The following is a 25,314-nucleotide window of genomic DNA, read 5'->3' on the forward strand; positions in this document are numbered from 1 at the left end:
ATCCGTTTAAAAGAACAGTGAATATGCTGGTATCTACAGATTAAAAAGTTTTTGAAGGCCCTTAGAAATTAAAAGAAATCTGCTTCTAAAATGTCATTTTTGAGATCTATTTCTAATCCAAATCTCCTGCTCTCCCTGTCAAGTACCTCCCGCAACCATTCAGCATCTTTTTTAGAAGCTCTGCGAAGGCTAAACTTCCTTATTTCCATGGGCACCATATTTAATTTTAAAAGATCTCCCGTTGAAGGATCCAACTCGGGAAAATACATAAGAGAAAGCTCCCCTCTATACTTTTCATGACCGCTTATGCCCTCATAATCATTGATGAAATCACCTGCTCCGTAAATGATCAGCTTTTTCTTATAAATTTCCAGTCCCATGGGGTGATGGGAAGAATGTCCAAAGATGACATCCACTCCCGCTTTATCGATAAGACCATGAGCAAACTTTCTATGAACCTCCGGGACATTATAGCCCCAGTTCGGTCCCCAATGAATAGAAAAAATCACAACATCCCCCTCCTTTTTTACGGCAGCAATATGATTGGTGATCTCCCGTAAATGTTCTTCGGAAAAACCGGATAAGAAATTTACCCCAGATCTGTCTTTTTTAGCAGCCCAGGTCTCAGGAATTCCGCTGCCGGGAGAGCCATAGGAATATACCAGTACCCTTGCACCATTCAACTGAAAAATTGCAGGTTCGGCTGCTTCCTTTTTATTTTTACCTGCTCCCGAAAATGCTATTTTAGAATCTTCAAGACTTTTCATCGTTTCCACCAAACCTCCCCTTTTCCAATCCAGAACATGATTGTTGGCCAGGCTGCAGTAGTCGATATCGGCCACTTCAAATAGCTTTACATTTTTTGGATGCATGCGGTAATGTATACCTTTTGCAGGCCACGGCTCATCGTGGGTGGTAAGACTCGTTTCCAGGTTGATGAGCTTGAGATGGGGATCTCTTTGATCCCAAATTTTCATTGCATCACCCCAAATATACCTGTAACTCAAAGGGAGCTCCAGCTCTCCGTTTTCCCTTTCTGCCAAAAAAAGGTAATCGCGCGCGTCCTTAATAAAAGGCTCATAAATTCCCGGCCCTACAGAATACTTTAATGCCTGATCAATTCCCCGGCCTGTCATTACATCCCCCGCAAGAAAGATCTTCAAAGTTTTATTTTCCATAGCTGTCTGGGCGGTGCAAAACAGGCCGGTAAGTAATCCAATACAAAGACATATTCCTTTCAGCATTTTTCGCAACCTTAATTTATATAAGTTACAAAATTTCAGGATTATGTATTTACAGGTAATAGCAGTAGCAGCCGATTTATTGCTAAGTTTGTACAGCAAAATTTCAGCATGAGTCAGTCGAAAAATCCTCTTTTTATCCTACTTGCTTTCTTTTCAATCTATGTGATCTGGGGTTCGACTTACCTGCTTAACAAGGTGGCAGTAACCGAGTTGCCGCCTTTCATGCTTGCTTCAATAAGATTTGTCACCGCAGGACTCCTCATTTTTGCCATAAGTAAGGCCATGGGGAAAAAATTGAGAATAACCCGAGCCCAGTTCTTTAATACTGTTATTGCCGGCTTTCTGTTTCTGGCCTTTGGGAATGGTGTTGTAGTGTGGGCCCTAAGGTTCGTTGACAGCGGTTTTGCTGCTTTAGTTATTTCTGCGCAGCCACTGGTTGTTCTGTTATTCATGCGAATCCTTGAAGGTAAAAAGATCCTGCCCATGTCTATGGTAGGCGTAGCTTTGGGACTAATTGGGATCTACCTGCTGGTAAGCCAGAAGCAGGTAACTTCAAATGAAAATTCTGTACTCGGCATCCTTATGATCTTTGCCTGCCTTCTTAGCTGGTCCTATGGAAGTTTATTTGTAGGCAAAGCAAATCTACCCACAAACCATTTTGTGAATACCGGCTACCAGATGTTCACCGCAGGAATTATCTTAGGTATTGCCAGTTTTCTTTTTGATGAACCCTGGAGTACTCCCACCACCTGGAGCACGCCCGTACAGTATTCTATGGTACTACTTATAATTTTTGGAAGTATTGTTGCCTTTACTTCTTTTAATTACCTGCTGAAGGTGGTTTCTCCCGAAAAAGTGGCAACTTCCACCTATGTGAATCCTGTTATCGCGATGATTCTGGGCTGGTATTTTCTTAACGAGCAGATCACCACTCAATCGGCTATTGCCGCTGCGGTACTGTTAACCGGAGTATATTTTATCAATACAAAGAAAAAGCTGGTCATCCTGTCAAGGTTCACCAGCAAGGCTGCTAAATATTCTGAAGATTAATTCAATTACTTTATGTCCAGTACTGTTTGATCGACATTCACCGCCTGTTCCTGAATTGCAAAAATTAAAGTTTTCTTCAGGTATCCTTCCCCCTCTTCATGATAAGTTCCTTTAACCGATTCTTGTTCCCCATTGATTCTGGTGAACCTGAAGGTGTATTTTCCATCGGCTATATTACCTTTTACCTGGAGCGTATGAGCTATATCCTGTCCTGCAGGTAAAACATCGGCTGCAAATGACACCCTGTCCCCGGCCGTAAGTAATTTAATATCTTTTACCGGTTGGGAAGTGTTGTTGATTATTTCTATTTCCAAAACATGATCTTCCGGTACACATGCAAAGAAGAGTCCGGCAATAAATAAGAGAAGGTAAATTTTTTTCATAACGTTACTGGCTTAGTCTTTCCTAAGATAAAAAATTTTCGCCAGTATATATTCGGACATCTTAATTCCCGAAAAAGAGGTTTTTATGAGCCTGTTGGTTATTCTCTTTTAGCCACGATCTCCAGAATATTGTTATCCACGGTCTCTAATATTGGAGTACGGTCATAATAAGTATAGATTCTGTCAATTAAACTATCCTGATTAAAATGTGAGGCTGAATTAGAACGGATATTTACCGGCTGCCCGTTGAAATTCATGTGATTGGAAAAATAAGTAATTGTTATTACCCCAGTTAATCCTGAATAATTTAATTCCTGATTTGCTTTAACAGGAATTGTGACTAAATCCACAAATTCCATGCTATCGATCCCGGAAGTTTTTCTCCAGTTTTTCCACCAGTTTACAACTTCATCTTTTCCCTTTATTATGGTCCTGTCTGCATCACCATCGGGAAAATAATACTCTACATCATCGGCCAGCATATTGCTCCACTCATCATATTCAAAATTTGCCAAATGGGTCATGGCCTTTTCATTCATTTCAGCAAACTTTTCTGATGCTACCTCGTAATTAGACCCGGTTACCGAAACAACAGGTTCCTCAGCTTCAGAGTTCTTATTATTACAGGATAAATAAAATAATGAAAGAACTACCGCACAAAAAGTTATCTTTCTCATAAGTCAACCCTTTAAAATTCTATTAAAGATAATTTAAAATCATTGAAAAAGTAATTATTAAATCTTAATTGTGAGGTAGTTATGATAAAAAAACCCGCTTCTTATGAAGCGGGTTTCTAAATATTCTGCATTATCTGCTAAATACTATAAATCAAATTTTATTCCCTGTGCCAATGGCAGCTCTGTTGTATAATTTATAGTATTTGTTTGTCGGCGCATATAAATTTTCCAGGCATCAGATCCAGACTCTCTTCCGCCACCGGTTTCTTTTTCACCTCCAAAAGCTCCGCCTATCTCGGCTCCGGAAGTACCAATGTTCACATTGGCAATTCCACAGTCAGATCCTTCCACAGAAAGGAATCTCTCTGCTTCGCGAAGGTTATTGGTCATAATTGCAGAAGATAGCCCCTGTACCACTCCGTTCTGTAATTCCAGGGCATTTTCAAGGTCTCCCGAATACTTCATTATATAAAGAACCGGTGCAAAGGTTTCGTGTTGCACGATCTCATATTCATTTTTGGCTTCGGCAATTGCCGGCTTTACATAGCAACCGCTTTCATAACCTTCTCCTTCCAGCACTCCGCCTTCCACGAGGATCTTTCCGCCTTCTTCAACTACTTTGTCTAAAGCAGCCTGATAATTTTTTACTGCATCCTTGTCGATAAGCGGACCTACATGGTTATTTTCATCCAATGGATTACCTATTCGTATTTGTTTATAGGCATCAACAATGGCGTTTTTTACCTTATCATAAATAGAATCGTGAATAATTAGTCTTCTGGTAGAAGTACAACGTTGTCCACAGGTACCCACGGCTCCAAAGACTGCTCCTATTACTGTATTTTTTATATCAGCATCGGGAGTTACGATGATCGCGTTGTTTCCTCCAAGCTCGAGAAGAGATTTACCCAATCTTGCAGCTACTGCCTGGGCAACAATTTTACCCATTCTTATAGATCCGGTTGCAGATATTAAAGGAACTCTTTTATCATTGGTCATCATTTCGCCCACTTTATAATCTCCAGTGATCAAACAGGAAATTCCTTCGGGAAGACCATTTTCTGAAAATACTCTGGCTGCGATATTTTGACAGGCTACAGATGTTAAAGGTGTTTTTTCAGATCCTTTCCAAACGCAAACATCCCCACATACCCATGCAAGGGCAGTGTTCCAGGACCAAACGGCTACAGGAAAATTAAAAGCTGAAATCACTCCCACAATTCCCAGCGGGTGGTACTGCTCGTACATACGGTGGCCGGGACGTTCAGAATGCATGGTAAGACCATGCAGCTGCCTGCTTAATCCAACTGCGAAATCGCAGATATCGATCATTTCCTGCACCTCTCCAAGACCTTCCTGGTAAGATTTTCCCATTTCGTAAGAAACCAGTTTTCCAAGAGGTTCCTTTAGTCGGCGCAATTCATCATTAAATTTACGCACTATTTCTCCTCTTTGAGGCGACGGCATAGTTCTCCAGGTTTTGAAAGCCTCCTGTGCAGTTTCAATTACACGATTATAATCTTCTTCTGTGGTAGCCTTCACTTTTCCAATTAAAGCTCCGTCTACAGGAGAATAGGATTCGATCACCTCTCCCGAAGAGAACCATTCCTTCCCGGTTGAAGTACCTTTATTAACTTCGTCTACATTAAGACCAAGCTCTTTTAAAGCCTGATTTATTCCAAATTTTTCTGCAATTGCGCTCATTCTAGTTGTTGTTTTGTTATGGATTTGTTCGGATTGTTGCGAATATAAAAAAATTAAAGAGGAAAGCCTTGAACAGCTGCAGTCTACTTCGGCTTCTCCATCACAGTCCCACAATTGTTGCAGGTGCGCAGCTCCTCACTCTGGTAAAAATGATCAAAATGCTTTTGAAAATCATTTTCTATATCATGTAAAGGGAAATAGACCTCATAAAGTTTGTTGTTGCAGTTCTCACAGAACCACAACAGGCCATCCTTGGCATCAATATCTGTTCTTCTTCGCTCTACCACAAGCCCTATCGAACCTTCAGTACGCTCTGGAGAATGTGGCACTTTTGAAGGATTGAGATACATATCTCCCGGCCCGAGTTCAAAAGTCCGCTTTTGCCCCTCTTCCTGAATATGAACTTTTATATGTCCCTCAAGTTGATAAAAGAGTTCTTCTGTTTCATTATAATGGTAATCTTTCCGGGTATTTGGTCCACCCACAACCATTACAATGTAATCCTCTGCATCGGGATATAAACTTTTATTGGCCACCGGCGGCTTGAGCAGGTCCCTGTTTTGCTCTATCCATTTGTTAAGATTAAAAGGTTTTGCTATGGCCATAGATTTTGTTTTAGGACCCTAAATTTACGGAATCTTTTCCTGAAGATATCTTCCAAAGCAGCAGTTGAATGCCAAACCACCCTTTTTTCTTAACTTTCCTTCAGAAAATTTAAGATCATGAAAAAATTACTTCTCGTTTTTGCCCTTTTTGGAACCCTTGCCTGCAATAATTCTGCTGAAGAAAATTCAGTAAATTCTGAAACACCTGAAGTTGCTTCAGAAGAAAAAGACACCATTCCAAATTTTGGAATCGTCATTCACGGTGGCGCCGGGACCATCCTAAAAGAAAATATGAGCGACAGCCTGGAACAACAATACAAGGCAAAGCTGGAGGAAGCAATAAAAACAGGGCATGAGATCCTTGCCAATGGCGGTACAGCCCTAGAGGCAGTGCAGCGTACCATAAATGTGATGGAAAACTCCCCATTATTTAATGCCGGTAAAGGTGCTGTTTTTACAAATGAAGGCACCAACGAACTGGATGCTTCCATAATGGATGGAGCAACCCTTAATGCAGGTGCAGTTGCCGGAGTCACCACAATTAAAAACCCAATTAATCTTGCCTATGAGGTAATGGTGAATTCTGAACATGTGTTACTGGCAGGAAAAGGTGCCGAAAAATTTGCAGAAGAACAGGGGATCGAGATTGTTGACCCGCAGTATTTCTATACCGAAGAAAGGTATAAAAGCCTGCAACGCATAAGGGAACAGGAAAAGACCCAGCTGGATCATGATGATCAAAAAACGGCCTTTTTGGATCCCTATATTAAAGACTCCAAGTTCGGAACAGTGGGTTGTGCCGCGCTTGATAAGAACGGAAATCTTGCGGCAGGAACTTCCACCGGTGGAATGACCAATAAACGATACAACAGAATTGGAGATGCGCCAATAATTGGCGCAGGCACATACGCCAACAATAAAACAGTGGCAGTTTCCAGCACCGGCTGGGGGGAATTCTTTATCCGCGGAATGGTAGCGTACGATATTTCGGCGCTTATGGAGTATAAAGGTTTAAGTCTTGAGGAAGCTGCCCGGGAAGTGATACAGAAAAAGATTCCGGCTCTTGGTGGTGACGGAGGAATTATTGCCATTGACCATGAAGGAAATGTGGCCATGGAGTTCAACACCGCCGGAATGTACCGGGCGAAAATGAACCGTGATGGTGAACTGGAAATCGGGATCTATGGAGAGTAGAATATTCTACTCTTTAGCTTTTCCAAAGTTTGAAACTTTGGAAAAGCTCTTCGCTCTTTGCTCTTGCCCTTTTATTTTTTTACTATGATACCGTTAGAACCCGATAAATTCTACCACATCTATAATCGTGGTAATGGCAATGAAAAAATCTTCGCCAATCCCGGGAACTACGAATTCTTTTTACAGAAGTATCAACAACATATCACACCAGTCGCAGAAACTTACTGCTATTGTTTGATGCCAAACCATTTTCATTTTCTAATTAGAATCAAATCTGTCGAAGATTTTCACAATTCGGGATTCTCGAATTCAGAAAAAATCGGATTGTATTGCAGTAAAAAATTTTCCAACTTTTCAGTTCATACTCCCAGGCTTTTAATAAACAGCAAAATAGAATGGGAAGTCTTTTCATGAAGAATTTCAAAAGAAAGGATATAGATTCAGAAAAGTATTTACACCAGCTCATCCATTACATCCACAACAATCCTGTGGCTGCAAATATTGTAGAGACACCTCATGAATGGAAACACTCCTCCTACAACACATTGGTGTCAGATAATCCCACCTTTCTTTTAAGAAAAGAAGTTTTAGATATCTATGACGGTGTCCAAAATTTTAAAATTATTCACTCCCGTCCAAAGCTTTACAATTTTCCTTTTTGATCTTCAGAAGAAGACAAATTCAACTTTTCAACTTTTCCAAAGTTTGGAACTTTGGAAAAATTGAAAAGTTAAAGGTTAACACAAAATTAGCCTTACTTCTCACTCTAAAAAGCTGAAGTAGATTTAATTTCGCGGTATGAAAATAGAACGTTCATATCCCCGCAAAATATGGATAACCGTTATTCATAGTCTTTCTTTTCTTTGCTTCTTTCTAATGAGTGCTAACCTCCAGGGGCAGCGACTTTCCAGGGAACAGATCAAGGATACCATCAATGACATGCCCGCCTTCTCCCTGTATGAAGATAACTACTTCATTTCGGGGGTGCCGCTTAATAAGGACATCACCCGGCAAACTGCAGATGTTAAATACCAGGTTAGCTTTAGATATTTACTAAGCCGCAATAAATTTCCCTGGGATTCCTATCTCTTTCTCACCTATACGCAAAAAGCTTTCTGGGATATCTATGACAAATCAAAACCTTTTCAGGAGATCAATTTTAAGCCGGGTTTAAACTTGGGACTTCCCGTTTTTGACAAAAAAGACGAACTACTGGGAATGGCATTTCTGAAATTCGAACATGAATCCAACGGCCGCGACAGTATTTATTCCCGAAGCTGGAATAAAATTGCCCTGGCTTTTCATGCCGATCTGGGAAAAAGGCACACCCTAAGCGGAGAGGTATGGTGGCCCTTTAGATACAAAAAAGATAACCCGGATCTCCCCGATTATGTTGGGCTTGGGGAAGTAAATTATTCTTTTGAAATAAAACCCGAACTGTGGTCCTTTGAAATTATGGCTCAAAAAGGACTCAACTGGGAACTTAAAGGTGCGCTAAGGACCAGGATTTTGTACAGCCCTTTTGAAATGAAGAGCATTAATTTCATGGCGGAGTGGTACTACGGCTATGCAGAAAGTCTTATTGCATTCAAGGAACTCCGCAGTATGATAAGGGTTGGTTTCGTAATGAAATCAGACGACCTGAATTTCCTATAATTCCTTTAACTAAAATTTAAGGTTCTAATTGTTCGGAAAATTCCGAACTAATCCTATTTTTGCAGCTTCAAACTTCAGAAGGAAAGAAAAATGGATTTAGAAATTCAACGAAAAAATCTTATAGAAGAGCTAGGGGTGCATCTGGAGGGAGATCACCTTGCTCCTCTTGCGGCACGCATTCTTTCTACTTTAATACTGTCCGGCAAGAAAGGGATGACTTTTGACCAGTTGGTATGTGAATTACAGGCGGGCAAGAGCACAATTTCAAACCATCTGGACCATCTTCAAAATACCAATCGCGTCAAATATTTTACTAAAACAGGAGACCGTAAGAGATATTTTATTGTGGATCCAAACCTCGTTCTCAATGTCATGGAGGAAATGATCAACAAATGGGAGAATGAGAAAAAGCTGCATTTAAAGATTAGAGAGTATAAAGAACAGTGTAACAAAGAGGCAGAAGAGACAGCAGATTTTCAATTTGATCTTGAATTTCAGGATGACTTTCTCACCTTTTTGGAGGAGACTTCGACTGCAGTAAAGAAATTTAAAAACAAGATCTTATCAAGAAACAACTAACACCACAGAAAGAAAATATGAGAAAAATAATTTATATAGGACTAATATTAAGTGTCTTTACAATGATCTCCTGCCAGGATGAGAATGCAGGCCAGGCACAGCAAGGTGGTGCTATGCCATTCCCGGTAATAGAAGTACCGCAAAGAACTGTTACAGGCTTTACATCTTACCCGGTAAGCATAGAAGGTACTATAAATAGTGCGGTTAGGGCCAAGGTGCCGGGGTATATTACACAGGTGTTGGTAGATGAAGGTGAAAAGGTAAAAAAGGGACAGATCCTTTTTAGACTGGAAACGGAATCTCTTTCGCAGGAAGCCGGTGCCGCCCGTGCTAATGTAAACGCTGCCCAGGTTGAAGTTGATAAGCTAAAACCACTGGTAGAAAAAGGAATTATTAGTCCTGTACAGCTGGAAACAGCAAAAGCAAGACTTGAACAGGCAAAAGCCGGTTACAGTAGCATAGCAGCCAGTATAGGATATTCCAATATTAAAAGCCCGGTAGATGGTAATGTGGGAGCCATTAATTTTAGGGAAGGGGCTTTAGTAAGTGCGGGAGACCCTACTCCACTTACAACAGTTTCGGATATTGACGAGGTCTACGCCTTCTTTTCAATGAATGAAAGGGATTATCTTAACTTCCTTCAAAATGCCGAAGGAGAAAATATTTCAGAAAAAATTGAGAATTTTCCGCCGGTTCAACTGCAGTTGGTAAATGACAGGATCTATTCAGAAACAGGAGAGATCCAGACGGTAACGGGACAGGTTGATCCTTCCACAGGAACAGTAGGCTTCAGGGCCATGTTCCCTAATCCTAATGGAATTCTTGCCAGCGGGAACAGCGGAAGGATAAGAATTCCCCGCACTTATGAAGATGTTCCGGTAGTGCCCGAATCTGCTTCCTTTGAACAACAGGGAAGAGTTTATGTTTATGGAGTGCAGGGTGATACCCTTGCAGTTTCAGTTCCTATCCAGGTCATAGATCGCGTGCAGAACCTAATTGTGGTAGGAGAGGGAGTTAAGCCGGGAGATAAGATCGTTGCTCAGGGAGTAGGTAAGTTAAGAAATAATACGCCTATTGTTCCGCAGCCGGTTTCCTTTGACAGTATTGCCACTTCCATCAAACCAATCTTTAAATAAGAAAGACTAATGCTGAAAACTTTTATAGAGAGGCCTGTTCTATCTACAGTAGTCTCCATAGTTATAGTTATGTTGGGGGTCCTCGCGATCACCACCCTTCCGGTGACCCAATATCCCGATATTGCACCCCCAACGGTGCAGGTGAATGCCAGTTATCCCGGGGCAAATGCTGCCACGGTACTGGAGAGTGTGATTATTCCCATTGAAGAACAGATCAACGGGGTGGAGGGTATGGATTACATTACCTCTACTGCCAGTAACAACGGTAGTGCAAGTATCCAGGTCTTTTTCGAACAGGGGATAGATCCCGATATTGCTGCGGTAAACGTTCAAAATAGGGTAGCCAGGGCTACTCCTTTGCTTCCGCGGGAAGTTACCCAGAGTGGGGTGACTACTCAAAAACAGCAAACAAGTGCTTTGATGTTCTTCACAGTAGTTTCTGAAAATGATGCCTACGACGCTACTTTTATCCAGAATTACCTCAACATCAACGTGATCCCCGAATTAAAAAGGATCAACGGGGTTGGGGATGTAAACGTCTTTGGAGCCAAAACCTATGCAATGCGAATTTGGTTGCAGCCCGAGAAAATGGCTGCTTACAATCTTATTCCTGCCGATGTTATTGGAGCGATCAATGAGCAAAGTCAGGAAGCTGCGGCGGGATCTTTAGGTCAAAATAATGCTGAAGCTTTTGAGTATGTAATAAGATACAGCGGTAGATACAACAGCGAAGAAGATTACCGGAATATTGTAATCAAAGCCCTAGACGACGGAAGGTTTCTAAGGCTTGAAGATGTTGCAGATGTAGAACTCGACGCACAGGGTTACAACGTGATCTCCTTCACAAACGGAAAACCCGGGGTGAGTATGGGTGTTTACCAAACGCCCGGCTCAAACGCACAGGAGATCATCGAGAATGTTCACCAAAAGCTGGATGAACTGGAAGAAAACTTTCCCACAGGACTGGAAACCAGGATAAACTTTGATTCCAATGAGTTTCTTAATGCCTCTATAAACAAGGTGGTTCTTACCATTTTTGAGGCCTTTCTACTGGTGTTCCTGGTGGTATTTGTGTTCCTTCAGGATTTTAAGTCTACTCTTATTCCGGCCATAGCGGTACCGGTCTCGATCATTGGGACATTCTTCTTCCTAAACCTGTTTGGTTACTCGATTAACCTGCTTACGCTGTTCGCGCTCGTACTTGCTATTGGTATTGTAGTAGATGATGCCATTGTGGTGGTAGAAGCAGTACATGCGAAGCTGGAACAGGGTGCCGAAAATGCCAAAAAAGCGACACATTCTGCCATGGAAGAAATTGCAGGTGCAATTATTTCCATTACCCTGGTGATGGGTGCGGTGTTTATCCCGGTTACGTTTATAACGGGTCCTACAGGAGTATTTTATGAGCAGTTTGGGGTAACGTTAATGGTTGCGATTGCTATTTCAGCAGTAAACGCCTTAACTTTAAGTCCGGCTCTCTGTGCATTATTTCTAAAACCTCATCATGAAAAAGAAGGCAAGAGAAAAGGCTTTTTGAAACGCTTCTTTTCTACCTTCAATGTCGCCTTTGACGTTACCACGAGGAAATACGTCAAGTCAGTTTCCTTCTTATACAAGCATAAATGGATCACCGGGGTGATCATATTGGCCGCAGTTGGAGCGATCTTCTGGGCTTCGGCTACAACGCCAACAGGTTTTGTACCCGATGAGGACCGCGGAATGATCTTCGCCAATATAGAACTTCCTGCCGGAGCTTCCCTTGACAGAACTGCGGAAGTTACTGCGGAATTAACCCGAAGGGTAGAGCAAATTCCCGGAGTGGATGTGGTTTCTGTAGTAAACGGATTCAGCTTTTTAGGTGGTGCCGGAAGTAACTATGGAATTGGCTTTATCAAGCTCGACGACTGGGATGAACGTACTGAAGAGGGCATGTCGGCCGAAGCAATTATTGGAAAATTCTTTGGTACGGCTGCAGGGATAAGTGATGCAAATATTCTCTTTTTCCAGCCTCCAAGTGTGCCCGGTTTTGGAGCATCATCGGGATTTGAGATGAAGGTTCTGGACCGTACTGGCGGTAGTTTTGAGCAGCTCGATAACGCTACCCAGAACTACCTGGCCGATCTTTCTGCAAGACCGGAGATCCTTTATGCCAGGAGTTCTTTTAATACCAACTATCCGCAGTACGAAATAGACCTCAACATTCCAAAAGCCAAAGAAGCAGGAGTAGATATAGGAACTATCTTCTCCACCCTTCAGTCTTATATAGGATCTGTTTACGCTGCCGATTTTGCCCGCTTTGGAAAGCAATATCGTGTATTTGTTCAGGCTTTACCTGAGGATAGAGCGACAGTAGATGATCTAAATTCGATTTTTGTGCGAAATGCACAGGGCGAGATGGCACCAATCACTCAGTTTGTCACTCTTAGCAGGGTCTATGGACCACAATCAGTTACCAGGTTCAACCTGTTCAATTCGGCCAGTGTGAATGGTGCAGCGGCTCCCGGATATTCTTCGGGTGATGCTATTGCTGCAGTGCAGGAAGTAGGAACAGGCTCCCTTCCGGAAGGCTTCGACATTGGGTTCTCGGGATTAACAAGGGAAGAGATTTCCGCAGGAGATCAAACTACTTTTATCTTCCTTTTAAGTATTCTGTTCGTGTTTTTCATTCTTTCGGCACAATACGAAAGTTATTTACTGCCCCTGGCGGTACTGCTTTCACTTCCGGTTGGGGTGATGGGAGCTTATGTCACCACAGCATTGACGGGTCTTGAGAACAACATCTATTTCCAGATCGCACTCATCATGCTGCTGGGATTACTTGCCAAAAATGCCATTTTGATCGTGGAATTTGCCATACAAAGGCGTAACGCCGGTAATTCAATAGTAGATTCTGCCCTTGGCGCAGCACAGGCAAGATTACGGCCCATTCTTATGACTTCCTTTGCCTTTATCGTGGGACTTCTTCCGCTGGTTTTTGCAACTGGAACGGGAGCTGCCGGAAACAGATCTATAGGAACAGGGGCTGTTGGCGGATTGCTGATAGGAACCTTACTTGGAATTTTCATTATTCCTATCCTCTTTATTCTCTTCCAGTGGCTGCAGGAAAAAATGACAGGTCAACCTAAAGCAGCAAATGAAAACCTTTAGAAAATGAGAAAAACCAAAATATACAAGTTCGTTCTAATCCCGGCTGTCCTGCTCTCCCTGCAGTCGTGCTTTGTGGCTAAGGAATACTCCCGCCCTGCCGAAGTTGTGGAGGCAGAAACTTACAGAACAGATCAACTTCCTACAGATACCATCTCCATGGCACAAATTTCATGGAGAGAACTTTTTACAGATCCTGTTCTTGAAAATCATATTGACCGGGCGCTGGAGAATAATATCGATATAAGGATAGCCCTGCAGCAAATAGAGGCTGCGGGTGCTTACCTGAAACAGGCGAAGTCACAGTACCTGCCAACGCTTGGCGTATCGGCTCAGGTAGCTCACCAGGAACTTGCGCAAAACAGTCAGTTTGGAAGCTTCCTTGGCGGTTCCACCACACAATATGATGCAACGGCCAATCTTTCCTGGGAAGCCGATATCTGGGGAAGGATTAAGAGCAATGAAAGAGCACAGAGAGCAGCCTATCTCCAAACTGTGGCAGCACACCGGGCCGTAAAGACAAGGCTAGTAGCTAACATTGCCAATCTCTATTATCAACTTTTGGCTCTTGATGAGCAACTGGAGGTGACAAGAGAAACAGTGGCAAACAGGATGAACAGCCTTGAAACTATAAAAGCCCTCAAACAGGCCGGGAATGTAACCGAAGTTGGTGTTAAGCAAACTGAAGCTCAACTCTACCGCGCACAGGCAGTAGTAATAGACCTGGAGAACCAGATAAGGCTCCTTGAAAACACCTTTTCCATCTTGCTGGGGGAAGCGCCACATTCCATTGAAAGAACCGAGCTGGGGCTACAGGAGCTGAATACTGAGCTAAGAACGGGAGTACCGGTACAACTGCTTAGGATGAGACCAGACGTTATTGCCGCTGAATACAACCTCGTGAACGCTTTCCAGCTCACCAATGTGGCCAGGAGCAACTTTTATCCTGCTTTGCGACTCACCGCCAACGGCGGATTCCAGAGTCTGGACCTGGCAGATCTTATCGACACCAATTCCCTTTTTGCAAGTGTGGTAGGTTCTCTTACCCAGCCCATCTTCAACAGGAGACAAATAAGAACTCAGTATGAAGTAGCGCAGGCACAACAGGAGATTGCATTTCTGGAATTTAGGAGGGCAATACTGGAAGCCTCCGGTGAGGTTTCAGATGCTTTGTACAATTATGCCGCAGCCGACAAAAAGCTGGATATAAAACAGAACGAATTCGAAGCCTATGATCTGGCCACTTCCTATTCGGAAGAATTGCTCAATAATGGCTTCGCAAATTATCTGGAAGTCTTGACTGCGAGAGAAAATGCACTTAATGCACAGCTGGAGCTTGTCAATATAAGGTTTAATGAACTAAGTTCAATAGTAGATCTCTACCAGGCGCTGGGAGGCGGCTGGGAATAATTTTCATGATTGGATTTTTAGTTGTTGGAGCTGCCCTCTTTTGGGGGCAGTTTTTTTGTTTAAAGGTCCTTTAAAGGCGGCACCTTTAGATCCTCAAAATCCCAACCCTTAAGCCGGGCACCCGCCTGATAAGCACTTTCAAGAAAATCCAGCAGAACAGTGGCGGGCTCTTCTACTTCCTGCAAATCCCTGTACGGTAGTATGGCCAGCCAGTTACCTTTGTTCTCAACCCACTTCGCCTGTTTCGGTTTTAGGTCGGTTTTTTCAATGCCATCAGGTGCCGGAAAGGTATAAGAGTAAAATGCAGGTTCAGGAATATTGGGGTCACCGGGCCAGAATCCGAAGCTAATGCACTCGTGGCTGTAAGCATCCTTGTCTGAAATCCTTGCTTCAGAAGGCATTTTTGGCGCCCTCTTACCCGAAAACCTTGTCACCGCCAGGTCCATAGAATGCCAGTAAAGATGAACCGGACAGGTCTTGCCATAGAACCGGCCACTAAAGTCCTTGAAAACATTTGATGCCCACAGCATCACCTTCCAATATCGCTGAACATATTCCCTGTCAAAAGAACTTATCTCTTCTAACTCCCTGAAGCCTTTATCGATGTTAAGATCAAAAGGTTTTTCCAGTATTTCTGTTTCTATACCAAACCTTTTCAGAATGTTCTTTAGTTGCCGGTAAAATTCTGCCACAGTTATTCCTTCAAAAATGTCAAAATAAGCCTCCTCTCCTCCAGATGTAAACACCTCCAGGCGTTGATTGTGCAGGTTCAATAAAAGAGTAAAGGTCTCAAACCCGTTTTTGTAAGGAACAGGTCCTGTGGTGAAACCTTTTGTATCTACGTATAGCGTAATATACCACCAGTGATTCTTTCGGGGACTACAACTCATCCTGATCTTTCCCATGATCTGGAAAAACAGATGTAATGTCAATTTTTGCTGTTCGCTGCCTTTATACTGCAGCCGGGGAAGGGCGTTCTTTTCCATAGCGATAGTGTTTTAACTGCCTCTAAGAATGCTAAGAAAAAGTAGATTGGGATTTACTTCAACGCTTCACCTTTGGCTGCCCACCACGGATGAATTTCTATATCAAGCCTTCCCGCTTCAACCATAGGGTCAAGCCTGGCCAGGCTATCGGCCATTTCAATAGTTGGAGTATTATAAACTGCAATTCCCCGAATCTCTCCATCATCACCAAAGGGACCGGCAAGACTCATATAACCTTCATTGGCCATTCGGCTAAGATGTGCCAAATGTTGTTTTTGAAGCTCTGCAGCTGTAACAGAATCCTGACTCCTATTCGTACCCGATTTAAGAAATACAATAAAATATTGCTGCAAAAGGTGTTTTTCCCCTGCCTCGTCGTAAACAAAGGTTTGATACCCCTGCTTTTGCAACTCCTCTGCCTCCAGTTCAATATTGCGGGTTAGGTCTGGCTGTCGCGCCTCAACTTCCTCGGGCCCCGGAATGCCCCTGGTATCCTTACTTTGGTTGCAGGCCAGCGTTAGCATGATTGCAGCGATTAGAACAATCGGTTTTTTCATAATCTGTCTGTTTGCCATTCTTTAAAAGGAAACTTACTCAAATAGGAATTATAATATCTTTGGTCTCCGGTGACTTCCTTACCCAGCCACAAAGGTTTCTGCACTTCTTCAGATTCATTATTTAACTCAACTTCAGCCAAAAATAAACCTTCATTCTCACCTAGAAATTCATCGGCTTCAAAAATGTGATTTTCTACCTTGATCTCATAACGGAATTTTTCAATTTTCCCCGGCTCACATAACTTCAAAAGTTCTTCAGCTTCAAGTAAAGGTATTTCTTTTTCCCATTCATAACGGGAAAGTCCGTCACTGCTACTTTTGCCTTTAATCGTCAAAAAACCCTTATCCCCTCTTATTCTCACCCTCACAGTTCTTTCGGGTGCCGAGTTAAGATACCCCTGCACGATCCTGGTCTTGCTAAAAGCCTCTTCCCTGAAATCGGGGCTGTCCAAAATGAGAAATTTTCTCTCTATTTCCTGCATTTCCTAAATTTAACGATAACTCTCTGCAATTTCTCTAATCTCCCTGGATTCAATTCGGGTGGCGGCATATTTATTATTAGCCACATAGATCATAGCATCTGCGATCGAACCTGCATGGATGCTGCGATACTTTTTTAGAGGTCCCACGAGCAAATGGTTTCCCACGCTCATCACCTTTTTCCATGCGGCTTCAAAAGGCCGGTTTTCTTCCCTGTTTCCGGCGATGAGGGACGGCTCAAAAATATAAGTTTCGGGAATTCCCTGCGCCAGCACATCGCGTTCCATTTCTCCTTTAGTGCGATTATAGAAAAAGCGGCTATCAGGATCGGCTCCCAGGGCAGAAATTACCATAAAACGAGGTATTCCATTTTCTTTCGCCAGTTTTGCAGCCTCGACAGGGATTCCATGGTCGATTTTGTAGTAGGTCTCCTCATCTGGCGTTTTAGCCTGGGTAGTCCCGATACAGCAGAAGACCTCGTCGGCATTAAAATCTTCGGAATGTTTCCCCAGCTCGAACAGATCAACTAAATGTTCTTCAATTTTGTCATTTTTGACACCTGTGGAAGAGCGGGAGAAAAGTTTGATCTTGCTGTATCTATCATCCTCAAGCAGTTTATGGAGCAGCTCCCCGCCGGTAAGACCGGTAGCTCCTAATATGATCGCTGTTTTCATTGCAATTGTTTTTTATGAAGGTAACCGATTTTAGACTCAAATCAAAGCCTGTCAAAAAAGGGAAAACGGGAACAGGTTTTTCTGCGGAAAATTTAACCTGCGGAAGAACTTCGGCAAACCTGAAGCAGAAGTTTCACTAATTTTACAGCGATGGAGGAGACAAAACAGCGGAAGATCATTCACGTAGACATGGACGCATTTTATGCCTCGGTGGAACAGCTGGATAATCCTGAACTGAAAGGAAAACCTATTGCCGTGGGAGGTAGTTCCCAGCGCGGAGTAGTGGCTGCAGCAAGTTATGAAGCCCGAAAATTTGGTGTGAAAAGTGCCATGAGCAGTGTGCTGGCAAAGCGCAATTGTCCCGACCTCATTTTTGTAAAACCACGATTTGAACGATACCGTGAGATCTCGCAGCGTATAAGAAATATATTTTTTGAATATACCGATCTGGTAGAGCCTTTATCTCTCGATGAAGCTTATCTGGATGTAACTGAAAATAAAAAGGGAAATCCCAGCGCCTCTCTTGTCGCGAGGGAAATTCGTAAAAAAATCAAAGAAAAGACGGGCCTGAATGCCTCTGCAGGTATCTCTATTAATAAATTCATTGCCAAGGTAGCAAGTGATGTTAATAAGCCTAACGGACAAAAAACCGTTCCTCCCGAAGATGTAGCAGCTTTTTTGGAAAACCTGGAGATTAGAAAGTTCTACGGCGTGGGAAAGGTAACAGCAGAAAAGATGTACAGACTGGGAATTTTCACGGGAAAAGATCTTAGAAATAAATCCCTGGATTTTCTTAATGATAACTTCGGAAAGAGCGGGGAATATTATTTCTATGTAGTTCGGGGGATTCACAACAGCGAAGTAAAACCCTCGCGCATCAGGAAATCTCTGGGTGCAGAACGAACCTTTGAGGAGAATATATCTTCAGAAATATTTATGCTCGAACGGCTGCAGAATATTTCCGAAGAAATTGAGCGGCGACTGGCAAAGAATAAAGTGGCAGGAAAAACCATTACTCTTAAGATCAAATACAGCGATTTTACGCTCCAGACCCGGAGCAAAACCCTTTCCTACTTTGTTTCTTCTAAAAATCTCATTCTAGAAACTGCAAAGGATTTGCTGTACCAGGAAAAGATGAAGGAAAGTGTGCGCCTTTTGGGTATTTCGCTTTCAAACCTCAATACCGATAAAGAAGAGCAAAAGGAAGAGAAGAAGGAGATCGCGGTGCAATTGAAGTTTGATTTTTAGAACCAGGAAATCATCTGACCTTTTGAGGAAAAAAAAGAAAATTTTTAAAAAGAATTACAATGGAAGGTTTTTCCTTATTTTGGTGACGTAGAAACTTCAGCTTAGCCTAATTATTTCTTCTAATTTTTCAGGTTCCAGTATTATAATTGATTTTCCTGCTGTTTGAATGTAGCCTCTTTCTCCAAATGATTTTAGAGTAAGAATTACACTTTCTCTTGAATAGCCAATGATATCAGCAATTTCTATCCTTGATAAAAAGAGAGTCTTATTTCTGGTTGTATAGCCATAATAAGTCATTAAAAACATGGCAACCGCGCCATCAATATTTTTAAAATCCAGATTAATTAGCCAGGAGATAGTATTTGACAAGGTTCGGTTCAATCTTTTGGATAATTCCATCCCAAAAACAGGATTTGCCAGGAACATCTTCTTTATAAAGCCGGGCTGTATAACGAGTGTTTCGCATTTAGTTATGGTGTAAACGCTGTAGGGGTAATTCTCTGTTGTGAAAATATAGTCTAATCCTACTATATCATTTGCATGCAATAATTTCACAATCCTCTTTCTTCCCTTGTTGCTATAAACAACCTTGCCTATTCCATCCAAAAAGAGATAACAGTTAACTGCAAAACTTCCTTGTTTGAAAAGAACTTCTGTCTCGTCAAAAATTACGACCGTACAGTGCTTTTTTAAAAGCTCTTTTTCATCTAATGACAGAGTATTGAATAGTTCAAGGTTAAGATAGTCCTTATTCATGAAAAGTGATATTTCTAACTTACAAAGGTAATATCTCAGACAACATAAAAAGGTTTAATTCTTTTTTTTTAGTAGAATACTTGACAGGCTTTTCTAACAATCATCTTCACTTACATCTTAACTTTATATGTATAATTTTAACAAATAATTATGCTATGAAGGCTACAAGAAAAGAACATGATTTTTTGGGTGAATTGTCTATTCCAAATGATGTTTACTACGGAATTCAAACATTCAGAGCTTTAGAAAATTTTAACATAACAGGATTATCCATATCAAAAGAACCTCTACTAATAAAAGCCTTTGGTTTTGTCAAAAAATCTGCTGCCCTGGCAAACCGGGATTGTGGTGTTTTGGATCCTGAAATAACTGAAGCAATATGTTATGGAGCAGACCAACTTGTTTTGGGGAAATACGATAAGGAGTTTGTGAGTGATTTGATTCAGGGAGGTGCAGGAACTTCTGTAAATATGAATGCTAACGAAGTAATTGCCAATATTGGGCTCGAATATTTAGGTCATCAAAAGGGAGAGTATCAGTTTTTGCATCCAAATAATCACGTTAACTGCTCTCAATCTACCAACGACGCTTATCCAACTGCTTTTCGAATAGCATTGTATCTAAAGATGGAAAGCTTTATTACTAAGCTGGAGAGCCTCGAAACTGCCTTTTCAAAAAAAGAAGAAGAATTTAAGACAGTTCTTAAAATGGGGCGTACGCAGCTACAGGATGCAGTACCTATGACCTTGGGACAGGAATTTCACGCTTACGCAACTACAATTGGAGAGGATGTGAAGCGACTTAAAGAAGCACAACAACTTCTATTAGAAATTAACATGGGAGCTACAGCTATAGGAACAAAAGTGAATACTCCCTATGGTTATGCTGAGAAGTGTCTGGAATATCTTCAGAAAGAAGTTGGTATTCCCCTCACATTGTCACCAGATTTAGTTGAAGCCACTGTGGACACAGGGGCATATGTTCAAATAATGGGTACTCTAAAAAGAACTGCAGTCAAGATTTCTAAGATATGTAATGATTTAAGACTGTTAAGCTCCGGGCCGAGAACAGGATTTAATGAAATTAACCTGCCAGCCCGGCAACCTGGCTCTTCCATCATGCCAGGCAAGGTAAACCCTGTTATTCCTGAAGTAGTCAATCAAACTTGTTTCTACGTGATTGGCCAGGATTTAACAGTGACTATGGCTGCAGAGGCGGGGCAACTACAACTTAATGTAATGGAGCCTGTCATTGCTTTTGCGCTTTTCACTTCATTAGACTATTTAGGAAATGCCATTGAAAGCCTGGTGGTTAAATGTATTGACGGTATTACTGCCAATACAGAACATTGTTTCAATATGGTTATGAATAGTATTGGAATAGTGACTCAACTTAACCCGATTCTAGGGTATGAAGAAAGTGCCAGTATCGCCGGGGAAGCTCTCAAAACCGGAAAAAGTGTTCACGATATCGTAGTCCTTGAACGTAAGCTGATTTCCCAGTTTAAGTGGGATGAGATTTACTCTCTTGAAAATTTAATTAACCCTCAATTTATAAATGCTTAAACAACCCCTAACAATTTAAAATTAAATAATTATGAAAACCCTTAGAATAAAAAAGAGAATTTTAATGCTATTCGTTTTTGCTTTGACTTTACAAATGCAAGCTCAAACAAATACAGGTAACACAGAGAAGTTACCGAGAGTTACCATCCTTGCAACCGGAGGCACCATTGCCGGCGCGGGAGAATCTGAAACTAAAGCTGCTTATACAGCAGGGACAGTTCCCGTTGACATCTTATTAAACGCTGTACCTCAAATTCATGAACTTGCTAAAATTAGTGGAGAGCAAATTGCACAAATCGGCAGCCAGGATATGAGCGTTGAAGTCTGGTTGAAACTGGCCAAAAGGATAAATAGGATTTTTGAAGAAGATTCTGCCGATGCTGTTGTGATCACTCACGGGACTGACACCATGGAAGAAACAGGTACCTTTCTGGATTTAACTGTAATGTTTGACAAACCTGTTGTCCTGGTTGGTGCAATGCGTCCTTCTACAGCAATGAGTCAGGATGGAAATAAAAACCTTTTAGATGCAGTAATGGTTGCCGCAGATCCTGCCAGCCAGGGGAAAGGGGTTTTGGTAGCGATGAATGGACTTGTATTTGACGCCAGAGATGTAACAAAAACAGTCACTACCAGTACTTCGACTTTCCAGTCACGCAATTTTGGACCAATAGGTTTGATATACGACGGAAAAGTAAATTTTTACTATCAATCCACTCGTAATCCTTCTCAAAAATTTGATGTGAGTAAGGCGACTTCTCTACCTCAGGTTGAGATCATATATGGTTATGCAGACGCCAGTCCGGTTCCTGTTGATGCACTCATTAAAACTAAAGTGAAAGGAATAGTATATGCCGGCATGGGCAATGGGAACTTTAATGCACCCGTAGGTAAGGCTCTTGAAAGAGCTTCTAAAGAAGGAATAGTTGTTTGCCGGTCAAACAGAACAGGAGCTGGTAGAACTACGCTTTACAATGAAGTAGATGATGCAGCGCTTGGATTTGTTGTAGCCGATGATCTCAATCCTCAGAAAGCGAGAATTTTACTCATGCTTTCTTTAATGGAGACCAGTAATCGCACTTCAATTCAAAACAACTTCTTCAAATATTAACAGTAAATCTTCAGAATACATGGCTGTCTAAAGAGCTATAGGAAAATCTTTCTGAGGTCATTTCAGAATCCAAAGAATCAGATTTCCCAGTTTTTATTAGAACCTGTAATGATTTCAGGTTGAATTAAATAAGGCTTTTAGACAGCCTCGTTAGAGACTTTATGCTTAATCGTGACTGAGGTCAACTAAATTTCTAAGCTTATGTTTTGGATTGAATTCGCCGTTCTTATAGTGATGATCCTTATTGGATCTCAAATGAAAGGGATTGGTCTTGGAGTAATGGGAATCTTTGGACTAGTGATTTTTGTTTTTGGTTTCCATATGAAACCCAGCAGCCCTCCTTTGGATGTGATGCTAATTATAATCGCTATTGTAACCACTGCCGCAACGCTTCAGGCATCAGGAGGCCTGGATTATTTAGTTGGTTTAGCCGAAAAGGTGATTAGAAATAATCCCTCAAACGTGACTTTCATTGCTCCTTTTGCGACTTACGTGTTATGTCTGTTTGCAGGAACTTCTCATATAGTGTATTCCATACTACCGATTATCTCTGAAGTAGCCACCAAAAAAAGGATACGCCCGGAACGTCCACTAAGTGCTTCTGTTATTGCATCTCACATAGCCCTTACCGGGAGTCCCATTAGTGCATGTACTGCTGCTCTTGTAGTGATTTTAGGTTATCCGGGGGCGCTTTTTGACGTCATGATGATCTCTATTCCGGCGGGCTTATTAGGGACTCTGGCCGCTTGTTTCGTTGTAAGAAAAAAAGGGTTAGAGCTGAATGAAGATCCTGTCTTTTTGGAAAAAATGAAAAATTCTGAGTTTGCAGCGAGTATTGAAAGCAGTCCAAAAGGTAGTGAGAAAAAGGTCAAAGCGGGAGCTAAAAACTCTGTTCTGGTTTTTAGTGTGGCAATTCTACTTATTGTACTGGCCGGGGCTTTTCCAGATTTGTTGCCAAATTTTGGTCCCGGAGAAGGTGATTTAGTAGTAAAGGGTGATGGTACTATTTCGATGGTTACTGTTATATGTCTTATCACACTCTCTGCTTCTGCAGCAATGATGTTGCTTACAAAAACCAGTGCGGTGACTGTTACTCAGGTTAGTTTGTTTAGTTCTATGGCATCGGCGACGATATCAGTTTTTGGAGTCGTGTGGATGGCTTCCACTTTCATGCAAAACAATTCAGAAATCATCAAAGAATCTTTGGGTAGTGTAGTAAATGCGTATCCATGGACTTTCGCCATTGCTTTATTTGCTTTAGGAATTATCATGTTTAGCCAGGCAGCTACCGTAAGGACACTGGTGCCACTGGGGATTAGTTTAGGCTTATCTCCTCTAGTCCTGATAGCTTCTTTCCCTACCGTAAATAGTTTCTACGTTTTACCCGGCTATCCAACTTTGTTGGCAGCCATCAATTTTGACAGGACAGGAAGTACCAAAATTGGAAAGTACGTGATTAATCACAGTTTTAACCTTCCCGGATTTGCGTCTACCATCGTTGCTGTGTCAGTAGGATTCCTTCTGGGGTTCCTTATACTCTAATTTTAAAATGGAAATAAAAAATGAAAAAATATATTGTTTACTTCGTTGTTATGCTATTGCCAGTTTTAGCAATTGCGCAAAACCAGGAAAATAAATCAGACCTGGAATATGAATCAATAATTCCCACCAAAAAGCAGTCTTTATTGAAAGACGTTGATGTTATCTTTAATACTCGCCTGGCCTTTGATAATAGATTTGCAGATGGAGAATACACAGGTTCAAATTTTTCTGCCAATCAATTTCGGTTGGAGGTTAAAGGTAAAATACATGAAAAGGTAAGTTTTAGATTTCGGGATAGATATACCAGAGAACATAGAGTAGGTGATCTGGATAATATGAGTAGATCAACAGATCTCGCTTACCTGGTTTTCGCACTTTCACCTCAAACCAAACTTACAGTAGGTAAGCAATCTGCCGACTGGGGTGGAATGGAGCTAGATTTTAATCCCATAGACATTTTAGAATATAATGACCTAATTGAATATGCAGATAATTACTTAATAGGTGCAGGTCTTTCTCACACTTTGAAAGACGGAAAAAACACCTTTGGTTTGCAAGCTTTAAATACCAGAACCAAATCTTTTGATGTTCAATATGAGGGGTACGATACTTCCGGATTAACACCCTCAAAATTACCTTTGGCAGTGGTCACCTCCTGGAGAGGAAAATTATTTAATGGAAAGGTAGAAACTGCTTATAGTTACAGTTTCTTTAATGAAGCTGAAGACAAGGGAATGAACTATTTTGTACTTGGTAACAAATTCAAGTCAAATAACTTCACTCTTATGTACGACTTTCAGTACAGTATGGAAGCCTTAGATAATAAAGGAATTGCTTCGGAAATTATAGCTACAGGTTTTCAGGCTCCGGCAGAAGATGTAAAGTATATTGAACACTGGTTGAGAGCAGAATACCAAATTCAGCCTAAGATAAACTTACTCTTAACTGTTATGACAAATAACACCTATGCTAAGATTGATGGCGATTCTGAGAGATTAGTGACTACTTTTGGATTAATTCCTACCGTACAATATTTTCCTTTCGATGATTTAAATTTAAAATTATATGTGGGATATGTGGCTAGAAAATATGACTATTCTGGTTTTTCAGAGAATAAATTTTCGTCCATTGATAAAGATACAGGTAGGTTAAGTGTTGGTATTATTGCGCCTTTGTTGGTGCTGTAATAAAAGTTGAAGTTGATTGTTGAAAGAGGCTGTCTTACCAGATCATGGTGAGGCAGCTTTTTTTTGTTTAAATTCTACAGAAGTTCGCTTTTTTCAGAATTCTTGGGGCTAATGAAGATTAAACTTACAAAGCATTTTGAATTAATAAAGGGTTTGAATCCAGATCACCAATGTGTACTTAATGCTTTAGGTTTTAAGACAAGAATATCACTCAGGTAGTATATTTTACCCAACCACATTATAGAAACTTTTTGGCCAAGTTTCTGGACAGGAGCATCCTGTTAGATCTAATGTGATTGGCTCAGGTATGAACAAACACTCCATGCAATTTTTGGATGGTATAAGATGCCTTTCCAGAGCACCTAAAATCGCCTCGATCGGAACCAGGTTGAGTTAAACTCAATTCCTGTAAATAATCTCTTATTC

The 25,314-nt window shown here is 41.4% G+C and carries 23 protein-coding genes; 13 read left to right on the top strand and 10 right to left on the bottom strand.

The window, feature by feature from the left end; genetic code table 11:
• Nucleotides 1-68 precede the first annotated feature (68 nt).
• A complete protein-coding gene (locus tag LA313_RS05820; protein WP_228913738.1) occupies nt 69-1,244 on the bottom strand; it encodes a CapA family protein in 1,176 nt (391 codons plus the stop codon).
• Nucleotides 1,245-1,352: 108 nt separating this feature from the next.
• Here LA313_RS05820 and LA313_RS05825 point away from each other — a divergent pair, with 108 nt between their 5' ends.
• Entirely contained in the window at nt 1,353-2,294 is a 942-nt protein-coding gene (locus LA313_RS05825) for an EamA family transporter (RefSeq protein WP_228913739.1), read from the top strand.
• Nucleotides 2,295-2,299: 5 nt separating this feature from the next.
• Here LA313_RS05825 and LA313_RS05830 read toward each other — a convergent pair whose 3' ends face one another.
• The 4 genes from LA313_RS05830 to LA313_RS05845 all read right to left on the bottom strand — a co-directional run bounded on the left by LA313_RS05830 (nt 2,300) and on the right by LA313_RS05845 (nt 5,663).
• On the bottom strand, nt 2,300-2,677 hold the full coding sequence (locus LA313_RS05830; protein ID WP_228913740.1) for a hypothetical protein: 378 nt from the start codon (nt 2,675-2,677) through the stop codon (nt 2,300-2,302).
• A gap of 98 nt (nt 2,678-2,775) precedes the next feature.
• Complete coding sequence (locus tag LA313_RS05835; protein ID WP_228913741.1) at nt 2,776-3,354, bottom strand: nuclear transport factor 2 family protein; 579 nt, start codon at nt 3,352-3,354, stop codon at nt 2,776-2,778.
• A 144-nt stretch (nt 3,355-3,498) separates the two neighbouring features.
• Nucleotides 3,499-5,058: an L-piperidine-6-carboxylate dehydrogenase gene (gene amaB / locus LA313_RS05840; protein WP_228913742.1), complete on the bottom strand. Its 1,560-nt coding sequence runs from the start codon at nt 5,056-5,058 to the stop codon at nt 3,499-3,501.
• A gap of 83 nt (nt 5,059-5,141) precedes the next feature.
• Nucleotides 5,142-5,663, bottom strand: a complete 522-nt coding sequence (locus tag LA313_RS05845) for a 3-hydroxyanthranilate 3,4-dioxygenase (RefSeq protein ID WP_228913743.1) — start codon at nt 5,661-5,663, stop codon at nt 5,142-5,144.
• A gap of 117 nt (nt 5,664-5,780) precedes the next feature.
• Here LA313_RS05845 and LA313_RS05850 point away from each other — a divergent pair, with 117 nt between their 5' ends.
• The 7 genes from LA313_RS05850 (at nt 5,781) to LA313_RS05880 (ending at nt 14,782) form a co-directional block, all read left to right on the top strand.
• The gene (locus tag LA313_RS05850) at nt 5,781-6,857 is read left to right on the top strand and encodes an isoaspartyl peptidase/L-asparaginase family protein (protein ID WP_228913744.1); all 1,077 of its coding nucleotides are present in this window, start codon (nt 5,781-5,783) and stop codon (nt 6,855-6,857) included.
• A 395-nt stretch (nt 6,858-7,252) separates the two neighbouring features.
• Nucleotides 7,253-7,519: a hypothetical protein gene (locus LA313_RS05855; RefSeq protein WP_228913745.1), complete on the top strand. Its 267-nt coding sequence runs from the start codon at nt 7,253-7,255 to the stop codon at nt 7,517-7,519.
• 214 nt (nt 7,520-7,733) lie between these two features.
• Nucleotides 7,734-8,513: a phospholipase A gene (locus LA313_RS05860; protein ID WP_228913746.1), complete on the top strand. Its 780-nt coding sequence runs from the start codon at nt 7,734-7,736 to the stop codon at nt 8,511-8,513.
• A gap of 90 nt (nt 8,514-8,603) precedes the next feature.
• Nucleotides 8,604-9,092, top strand: coding sequence for a GbsR/MarR family transcriptional regulator (locus LA313_RS05865; RefSeq protein WP_228913747.1), 489 nt, complete (start codon nt 8,604-8,606; stop codon nt 9,090-9,092).
• A gap of 17 nt (nt 9,093-9,109) precedes the next feature.
• Nucleotides 9,110-10,228 carry an efflux RND transporter periplasmic adaptor subunit gene (locus LA313_RS05870; protein WP_228913748.1) on the top strand — a complete coding sequence of 373 codons (1,119 nt, stop codon included), beginning with the start codon at nt 9,110-9,112 and terminating at the stop codon, nt 10,226-10,228.
• Between the two features lie 9 nt (nt 10,229-10,237).
• Nucleotides 10,238-13,375, top strand: a complete 3,138-nt coding sequence (locus tag LA313_RS05875; protein ID WP_228913749.1) for an efflux RND transporter permease subunit — start codon at nt 10,238-10,240, stop codon at nt 13,373-13,375.
• A 3-nt stretch (nt 13,376-13,378) separates the two neighbouring features.
• Nucleotides 13,379-14,782, top strand: coding sequence for an efflux transporter outer membrane subunit (locus LA313_RS05880; protein WP_228913750.1), 1,404 nt, complete (start codon nt 13,379-13,381; stop codon nt 14,780-14,782).
• A 59-nt stretch (nt 14,783-14,841) separates the two neighbouring features.
• Here LA313_RS05880 and LA313_RS05885 read toward each other — a convergent pair whose 3' ends face one another.
• The 4 genes from LA313_RS05885 to LA313_RS05900 are packed head-to-tail and all read right to left on the bottom strand — an operon-like array spanning nt 14,842 to nt 17,479.
• Entirely contained in the window at nt 14,842-15,768 is a 927-nt protein-coding gene (locus tag LA313_RS05885; RefSeq protein WP_228913751.1) for a DUF5996 family protein, read from the bottom strand.
• Between the two features lie 53 nt (nt 15,769-15,821).
• Complete coding sequence (locus tag LA313_RS05890) at nt 15,822-16,325, bottom strand: YciI family protein (protein WP_228913752.1); 504 nt, start codon at nt 16,323-16,325, stop codon at nt 15,822-15,824.
• A complete protein-coding gene (locus LA313_RS05895) occupies nt 16,322-16,807 on the bottom strand; it encodes a CYTH domain-containing protein (RefSeq protein ID WP_228913753.1) in 486 nt (161 codons plus the stop codon). The genes LA313_RS05890 and LA313_RS05895 overlap by 4 nt, the downstream gene beginning before the upstream one ends.
• Before the next feature lie 9 nt (nt 16,808-16,816).
• Nucleotides 16,817-17,479 carry an NAD(P)H-binding protein gene (locus LA313_RS05900; RefSeq protein WP_228913754.1) on the bottom strand — a complete coding sequence of 221 codons (663 nt, stop codon included), beginning with the start codon at nt 17,477-17,479 and terminating at the stop codon, nt 16,817-16,819.
• Nucleotides 17,480-17,629: 150 nt separating this feature from the next.
• Between LA313_RS05900 and dinB the strand changes: the two genes are divergently transcribed.
• Nucleotides 17,630-18,727: a DNA polymerase IV gene (gene dinB / locus LA313_RS05905; protein WP_228913755.1), complete on the top strand. Its 1,098-nt coding sequence runs from the start codon at nt 17,630-17,632 to the stop codon at nt 18,725-18,727.
• Between the two features lie 96 nt (nt 18,728-18,823).
• Here dinB and LA313_RS05910 read toward each other — a convergent pair whose 3' ends face one another.
• Complete coding sequence (locus tag LA313_RS05910) at nt 18,824-19,483, bottom strand: Crp/Fnr family transcriptional regulator (RefSeq protein WP_228913756.1); 660 nt, start codon at nt 19,481-19,483, stop codon at nt 18,824-18,826.
• 155 nt (nt 19,484-19,638) lie between these two features.
• Between LA313_RS05910 and aspA the strand changes: the two genes are divergently transcribed.
• The 4 genes from aspA (at nt 19,639) to LA313_RS05930 (ending at nt 24,888) form a co-directional block, all read left to right on the top strand.
• Nucleotides 19,639-21,048, top strand: a complete 1,410-nt coding sequence (aspA, locus tag LA313_RS05915; RefSeq protein ID WP_228913757.1) for an aspartate ammonia-lyase — start codon at nt 19,639-19,641, stop codon at nt 21,046-21,048.
• A 46-nt stretch (nt 21,049-21,094) separates the two neighbouring features.
• Entirely contained in the window at nt 21,095-22,159 is a 1,065-nt protein-coding gene (locus LA313_RS05920; RefSeq protein ID WP_408641368.1) for a type II asparaginase, read from the top strand.
• Between the two features lie 201 nt (nt 22,160-22,360).
• Nucleotides 22,361-23,701 carry an anaerobic C4-dicarboxylate transporter family protein gene (locus LA313_RS05925; protein ID WP_228913759.1) on the top strand — a complete coding sequence of 447 codons (1,341 nt, stop codon included), beginning with the start codon at nt 22,361-22,363 and terminating at the stop codon, nt 23,699-23,701.
• Nucleotides 23,702-23,721: 20 nt separating this feature from the next.
• Nucleotides 23,722-24,888 (top strand): porin, encoded by a 1,167-nt coding sequence (locus LA313_RS05930; protein WP_228913760.1) that lies wholly within the window; start codon nt 23,722-23,724, stop codon nt 24,886-24,888.
• Nucleotides 24,889-25,314 lie beyond the last annotated feature (426 nt).

Origin of the sequence: Salinimicrobium sediminilitoris, from assembly GCF_020866905.1 — a bacterium.
GTDB classification, from domain to species: Bacteria; Bacteroidota; Bacteroidia; order Flavobacteriales; family Flavobacteriaceae; genus Salinimicrobium; species Salinimicrobium sediminilitoris.

Excerpts from the sequence above, each read along its gene's own strand:
- LA313_RS05835 (WP_228913741.1), bottom strand. The coding sequence starts at position 3,354 with ATGAGAAAGATAACTTTTTGTGCGGTAGTTCTTTCATTATTTTATTTA.
- LA313_RS05880 (WP_228913750.1), top strand. The coding sequence starts at position 13,379 with ATGAGAAAAACCAAAATATACAAGTTCGTTCTAATCCCGGCTGTCCTG.
- LA313_RS05910 (WP_228913756.1), bottom strand. The coding sequence starts at position 19,483 with ATGAATAAGGACTATCTTAACCTTGAACTATTCAATACTCTGTCATTA.
- LA313_RS05860 (WP_228913746.1), top strand. The coding sequence starts at position 7,734 with ATGAGTGCTAACCTCCAGGGGCAGCGACTTTCCAGGGAACAGATCAAG.
- aspA (WP_228913757.1), top strand. The coding sequence starts at position 19,639 with ATGAAGGCTACAAGAAAAGAACATGATTTTTTGGGTGAATTGTCTATT.
- amaB (WP_228913742.1), bottom strand. The coding sequence starts at position 5,058 with ATGAGCGCAATTGCAGAAAAATTTGGAATAAATCAGGCTTTAAAAGAG.
- LA313_RS05870 (WP_228913748.1), top strand. The coding sequence starts at position 9,110 with ATGAGAAAAATAATTTATATAGGACTAATATTAAGTGTCTTTACAATG.
- LA313_RS05900 (WP_228913754.1), bottom strand. The coding sequence starts at position 17,479 with ATGAAAACAGCGATCATATTAGGAGCTACCGGTCTTACCGGCGGGGAG.
- LA313_RS05845 (WP_228913743.1), bottom strand. The coding sequence starts at position 5,663 with ATGGCCATAGCAAAACCTTTTAATCTTAACAAATGGATAGAGCAAAAC.
- LA313_RS05825 (WP_228913739.1), top strand. The coding sequence starts at position 1,353 with ATGAGTCAGTCGAAAAATCCTCTTTTTATCCTACTTGCTTTCTTTTCA.
- LA313_RS05875 (WP_228913749.1), top strand. The coding sequence starts at position 10,238 with ATGCTGAAAACTTTTATAGAGAGGCCTGTTCTATCTACAGTAGTCTCC.
- LA313_RS05930 (WP_228913760.1), top strand. The coding sequence starts at position 23,722 with ATGAAAAAATATATTGTTTACTTCGTTGTTATGCTATTGCCAGTTTTA.
- LA313_RS05820 (WP_228913738.1), bottom strand. The coding sequence starts at position 1,244 with ATGCTGAAAGGAATATGTCTTTGTATTGGATTACTTACCGGCCTGTTT.
- LA313_RS05895 (WP_228913753.1), bottom strand. The coding sequence starts at position 16,807 with ATGCAGGAAATAGAGAGAAAATTTCTCATTTTGGACAGCCCCGATTTC.
- LA313_RS05865 (WP_228913747.1), top strand. The coding sequence starts at position 8,604 with ATGGATTTAGAAATTCAACGAAAAAATCTTATAGAAGAGCTAGGGGTG.
- LA313_RS05850 (WP_228913744.1), top strand. The coding sequence starts at position 5,781 with ATGAAAAAATTACTTCTCGTTTTTGCCCTTTTTGGAACCCTTGCCTGC.
- LA313_RS05890 (WP_228913752.1), bottom strand. The coding sequence starts at position 16,325 with ATGAAAAAACCGATTGTTCTAATCGCTGCAATCATGCTAACGCTGGCC.
- LA313_RS05925 (WP_228913759.1), top strand. The coding sequence starts at position 22,361 with ATGTTTTGGATTGAATTCGCCGTTCTTATAGTGATGATCCTTATTGGA.
- LA313_RS05885 (WP_228913751.1), bottom strand. The coding sequence starts at position 15,768 with ATGGAAAAGAACGCCCTTCCCCGGCTGCAGTATAAAGGCAGCGAACAG.
- dinB (WP_228913755.1), top strand. The coding sequence starts at position 17,630 with ATGGAGGAGACAAAACAGCGGAAGATCATTCACGTAGACATGGACGCA.
- LA313_RS05830 (WP_228913740.1), bottom strand. The coding sequence starts at position 2,677 with ATGAAAAAAATTTACCTTCTCTTATTTATTGCCGGACTCTTCTTTGCA.
- LA313_RS05855 (WP_228913745.1), top strand. The coding sequence starts at position 7,253 with ATGGGAAGTCTTTTCATGAAGAATTTCAAAAGAAAGGATATAGATTCA.